The organism is Streptomyces sp. NPDC003032, from assembly GCF_053591415.1.
In genome coordinates, this window is sequence record NZ_JBSFTT010000099.1 from 1 (window position 1) to 5,546 (window position 5,546).

3 protein-coding genes and 1 pseudogene are annotated in these 5,546 nt (G+C 68.6%); 2 read left to right on the top strand and 2 right to left on the bottom strand.

Annotated features, from left to right (window positions below):
• A pseudogene (locus ACWDZ7_RS42505) lies at positions 1–1,354 on the bottom strand (Helicase associated domain protein); the annotation flags it as partial.
• A gap of 201 nt (positions 1,355–1,555) precedes the next feature.
• On the opposite strand from ACWDZ7_RS42505, the gene ACWDZ7_RS42510 reads away from it, so the two are divergent.
• Positions 1,556–1,867 (top strand): hypothetical protein, encoded by a 312-nt coding sequence (locus ACWDZ7_RS42510; protein ID WP_451804286.1) that lies wholly within the window; start codon positions 1,556–1,558, stop codon positions 1,865–1,867.
• A 34-nt stretch (positions 1,868–1,901) separates the two neighbouring features.
• Here ACWDZ7_RS42510 and ACWDZ7_RS42515 read toward each other — a convergent pair whose 3' ends face one another.
• Positions 1,902–4,406 (bottom strand): Helicase associated domain protein, encoded by a 2,505-nt coding sequence (locus ACWDZ7_RS42515; RefSeq protein ID WP_451804288.1) that lies wholly within the window; start codon positions 4,404–4,406, stop codon positions 1,902–1,904.
• 662 nt (positions 4,407–5,068) lie between these two features.
• Here ACWDZ7_RS42515 and ACWDZ7_RS42520 point away from each other — a divergent pair.
• Positions 5,069–5,239, top strand: a complete 171-nt coding sequence (locus tag ACWDZ7_RS42520; RefSeq protein WP_451804290.1) for a hypothetical protein — start codon at positions 5,069–5,071, stop codon at positions 5,237–5,239.
• The last annotated feature ends 307 nt before the right edge of the window (positions 5,240–5,546 follow it).

Consider the following 5,546-nt stretch of genomic DNA (forward strand, 5'->3'; position numbering starts at 1 on the left):
GTGGTGCCCCCCCCCCCCCCCTTCTTCCCGCCCGCGGGGGGGGGCGGGGGGGGGGGGCTCCCCCTCTACAGGGATCTCCGCATGAGTCCTGGGCACACGGAGGTGACCTTCACGAGCGGCGAACTGCGCGAGCCGCCTGGACGCCTCGCTGGAAGGCCGCTGACGCCTTCGCCGATACCTTCCCGACTCCCTTGGCCGCTGGGGCCGGCACCGGCCGCTCCACGGGCACCACACCCAGCTCGGACAGTCGCTGCTGCTGCTCTTCGCTGAGGGCGCTCCAGTTGTTCTTCTGCCGGTTGATCCACTTTTCGAGGTCGTCGCCGTCGAAGAAGATGCCGGGCGGGATGTCTGGCAAGGCGCCGTCGTGGTCGACGAGGTCGACGAGGATCCGGTAGTGCCGTTGCCAGTCGAGCGGCCACGGGCAGTTCCAGTCCGGGTCGATGTCGGTGAGCTGCTGCGCCCGCTGCTCGGCTCGTTCCGTGTCCTTGCCCAGGCCGCCCTTCCTGCGCAGGTTGGCCATGTGCTGTCCGACGGAGACCACGTCTTCGCCCTCGCCCCACACGGCGTCCTGACGCGGCGCGAGGTGCCCGTGGGCGCGCCGGTAGGAGCGCAGCGCGGCGAGCTTGGTCTCCCACGCCTCGTCCCCGGGTTCCCACACCATGCCTTCTTCGTCGAGCTGCGTCTTGCGGTGGTCCTCGAGGTCGCCGGCCCGCTGGGCGCGACGCTGCTGGTGGACCCACCGGCCGAGCGGGAAGACGGTGACGCCGAGTTCGACCTCGGTGTCGTACGGGACGGCGTACAGGCCCGTGATCTTGTTTTCGGCCCGCCACCGTCGCAGCGCCTGGTAGCCCTCCAGCCAGACCAGGGAGTCGGGCCGGTAGACGCGGGTGCGCAGGAACGCGGCGATGGTGGCCGGGTCGCGGGGGCCCGCGAAGTGCAGCAGCGCCGACTCGACCGCGGCCTCGCTCCCGTCCTGCTCCTCCTCGCCCTCACCGTCGGCCTCGGTGTCGCCGGGGTTGATGACGTTGCCGTCAGGGTCACGCCGCACGTGGGTACGCCGCCGCTCCTCGCCGCGGGTCAGGGCGCGCGAGGAGAGCTGCTCGACCAGGTGCTCGTCGTGCGATCGCAGCCCCTGCAGTACCGCGACGAGCGGCTTGTAGCTGTCGGAGGCGATCATGTTGTCCGGGTCCTCGCCCGGCTGCAGGAAGACGGGGACGATGATCCGGGCCACCTTGGTGGTGCCGTCGGGGTTCGGGCGCAGCGCCCGCCCGATGTTCTGCATGATCTCGACCTGAGAGCCGCGGGTGTCGGCGAAGCAGATCGCTTCGACACCACGCAGGCCGGTGATGTCGATTATCTAGAGGTAGTGGAGTACGAGGGACGTTTGTTCTGGCCGCGGCGGCATGGGCGCCGAGGTCGGATCCGTGCGGGTCTTGGGCTGAGGACGGCTCAGGTGCTTGCTGCCCGTGGGCGCGGGTACAGCCCGACTGCCTCTGGGGTGAATCGTTCGAGGCCGGTGACGCTGCTTGCGTAGCTGACGGAGATCTGAAGGCCCTTGATCTGGCTCAGCCTGCGCACCGAACTCGAAATCGCCCGGCAAGAAATCAAGGACCTCCGCGACGAGCGCGACCGGCTCCAGGCAGCCCTGCGTCACCAACTCGGCTCTCAGCTCGATGCCATCCACGCCGCTGACGCAGCGACCAGAGCAGACGAACTGACCGCCCGGAATCAGGACCTCACCCGCCAGCTCCAGGAGGCCTCCGCAGAGAACGTCACATGCCGCGCCCGCATCACCGCCCTCGAAGACGACCTGACAGCCGCCCGCACCAGCCTCCGCAGGATGATCCGTGACGAAAACCTTCGGTGAGCGATCACGGCAGCACCGCTGACCCAGGACGGAATCATGTCCAGCGCATTCCGATCGCGGACAGCTGCTCCATCCGCTCCGGGGTCAGCGTCGCGGCTCTGCTGCGCTGGTTGCTGACCCATGCCCCGAGCCGAAGCTCCCGCTCCTCCTGGTCTTCGCCGACGATCCGCTCGACGTGCTTCCTCGGCACTCGAAGGTGTCCCTCACGCTCGTAGAACTGCTTGGCGGCCTCGTAGTTCATCGCCCACTTGTCGGCCTGCGTACGGCGCGGCTTCGGCTTCTCGCCCTCGGTCGCGGGGGTAATCCCGAGGATGTGTTCGCACATCCACTGTTGGACGGTGGTGAGTTTGTCCCAGCCCAGCCGCTGGGCGCGCACCCACCGTCCGAGGTCTTCGCCCTGGTGTACGACCTCGCCCGGCTTGGTCGGCAGCTCGCCACCCTCATCCAGGTGCTGCCGGGTGAGGTGGAAGGCGCGCTGCCATTCCACTGGCCAGGTGGGGCACCAGGCGGGGGCGATGTCCTCCAGCTGCTCGCGCCGCTCCTCCGACAGTGCGCCGGCCGACGATCCGACCGGGAGCCCTTGGGCACGCCGTTGTTCGATCTCGGCGGCCTTTCGGGCGGCGGCCCGCGTGTTCTTCAGCCAGATCCCCACCTTCGCGCCCTGGTAGGTGGCGTCCAGCGGTGCCAGGAGGTGGCCTGCTTCGGCGGCCCATCCGCGTGCTGCGGCGAGGCCTTCCTCCCAGGCGACGTCGTAGTGCGACCAGACCATGCCGAGCTTCTCCAGCTGTGCGATGCGGTCGGCGTCCATGTCCCCGCGGGCGTAGAAGCGCCTCGCATCGGCGATCCATTGCCCCAGCGGAAACGCGGCGAGCGAGGCCGGCCACCCCTCGGCTTCCGCCTCCCGGCCCTCGGGGACGCGGTAGGTGAACGGCACTTTCAGGCTGCTGTGTTGGCGGGTGTAGATGGTGGCGGCTTCGATGCCGCGTCGCCAGTGCTGGTGTTCGGGGTTGAGGACGCGGAGGTTGATGAACGCTGCCAGCTGCGGGGGGTCGCGCGGTGTGGAGAACTTCAGCAGCTCCTGGGCTGGTGCCGAGAGGCGGTCGCTTCGGTCGCTCTCGGCTCCCTCGCCTTCCTCTCCGCTGCGGCTTTGAACGCCTCGGACACGGCTTGGTGCTTGTTGCTCGGCGAGCTGTTCCACGACCCGGGTGTCGTGCGCTCTGAGCGCTTCAAGCAGCTTCGCAAGGCCGCCGTACGCCCGGGAGGTGAGCATGTTGTCGGCCGTCTCTCCGGGCCCGAGCAGGACCGGCACGACGAGGGAGGCAGTCTTGCCTTCGCCGGGCTGCATGCGCAGGGCCCGGCCGACGGCCTGGACCAGGTCGGGCATGGAGCCGCGCACATCCGCGAAGTACACGGAGTCACAGTGGGATGTATCGATGCCTTCGCCGAGCACGCGAACGGACCCGAGGAACGTCTTCTCCACGACCGTGCCGTCAGCGGCGATTCCTCTGGAGAACTCGTTCAGGACGCGGCGCCGGTGGAGTGGCTTGTCCTCGCCGCACAGCCAGTTGGCCCAGATCGCCTTCGGGTACAGCTCCGGGTCGGCCGAGTGCAACTGCGCGGCGACGTCGGGGAGGCCGGCCGCGAAGGCTTCGGCCTCCTTCACCATGTGGTGGAAGACGAGCGTGCGCCGGAAGCCTTCCTCGGCTGACGCCTTCACCAAGGCGGTCTGCAGGGCGGCGAGGCGGGTCCCTCGCACCTGCTCGGAGCGCGCGTCCTCGCCCAGGAGCTGGGCGGCCTGGAGCTGGGTGTCAGTGATGTCCACGCACACCACCTGGTACGGCGCACAGATGCCCCTGTCGATCGCCTCCGACAACGTCAGGGTGAAACACCTGCTGCCGAACGGCGAGTTGGGGTCGTCTTCCATCGAAGCCACCAGCTCGCCCGGCGCGCCCTGCTCGGAGTCCTCGTCCAGCTGCCACAGCCGGGGAGTAGCCGTCATGTACAGCCGACGCAGGGCGGGGATCCGGGTGTTGTCGTGCACGACGGCCCACGGCTTCCCGATCCTGCCCGAAACTCGGTGCGCCTCGTCCACGACGATCAAGCTCCACCCCGGAAGGCCCCCCTGATGCGCCCGCTCCAGCGTGCCCAGACCGAGGCTGGCGTACGTGGCGAACACGGTGACCTTGTCCAGGTGGCGGGTCCACTCCACGAGCTCGTCCACGTCCGTGGTGTTCGGGAAGGACACATCCTCCCCTCGCAGGGACGACACCCCGATCACCGGGCCGCTACGACCGCCCTCACGCCACGCGGCCTCGGTCTGGGTGAGCAGGTCCAGCGAGGGCACGATGACGAGCACACGGCCCGCACGGAGCTCCTCCGCACTCCGGGTGGCCACGAGGGTCTTGCCGGATCCGGTTGCCATGACCACCTGAGTCCGGAGCCCGCGCTCGGGCACAGTCGATCTTGCAGGCAATTCGAGCGCACGGAGTACCGCATCCACTGCTTCTCGCTGATGAGGACGGAGCTCCTTCGCTGCCATTCCGATCTGCCTTCTCCTAGGGCCGGGCACGATTTCTTACAAGGCGGGGAACGGGAAATCCCGAGCGGTACACCTGGGTACGCCCCGGTGAGACCATCCGCGACAGGGGTGACGTAATCGATCAGCGCCAGCCTAAGACGCGTGATCCGAACCGGTCCTGATGCCTCACGGCTAGAGACCCAGTCCAGAGTCTATCTCAGATCTATTTTGAAGCACGCCACTCGGTGATATGCCCGGCCAGTTTCAGGGAACCCGGTTCAGACGATCGGAAACCCGGCATCCTCCACAGAGAAGGGCACATCGATGGAACACCAGCAGGCTGAGCACAGCGACCGGAGCGAGGGAATGTGCAAGGCGTGCGGGAGCAGGCCGGCCGTCCCGGCCGAAGGCGGGACGATGCTGTGCGAGCACTGCGCCACCGTGCTTGAACTGCCGGACCCCTCCGGGCTGGTCGAGGATGAGGGCGCTGCGGTCCGGCGCGCATTCGAAAACCGTGACGTGCGCCCAGAGCACCGACCGGGCAGTGCGGGATGACGAGGCCTCCTTGCAGCGGGTAGGCGGTAGACGTGGACGGCAAACAAGCCCAACAACACGAGCACAGCGAACAGCAGGCCCGTGCCCGAAGGGCCATGAGGACTTGGCGGTGGGGCAGATGGCTGGCCTTGTTCCTCACCATCAGCTGGGCGGTCGGCTGGGTGAGGGCACTCGTCAAGGGTGAGCAGGGGTGGCCCCTGGTGAGCACTGCCATCTGGGCGGCGGTGACCGTGCGAGGCTTTATGACCCACCACCAGATCAAGACCACAACCCTGCCGGCCATCACCCGCCGCTCCTAGCCAGCCCGGCCCGCGACAGCGGGCCGAAGGGACTGCAGGCGCAGCCGGAAGGACCGTCAGGCGGGGGAGCGCGGCGGACCCGCCGTACCGGGGTCGGAGCGAAGCGGAGGCCCCGGCAGGGAGATGAAGTCCCCCGCTCCGGGAGCGCAGCGGACGGAGCATCAACCAGACTGCGCAGCAGTCGGGTTGAGCGGGACGCGCAGCGTCCCGCCAGCGCTTCCGCGGAGCGGAAGCGCAACACTCGCGCGCAGCGCGGGTGTTCGCTTGCACATCGCGCAGCGATGTGGTACCCGCGGAGCGGGTACCA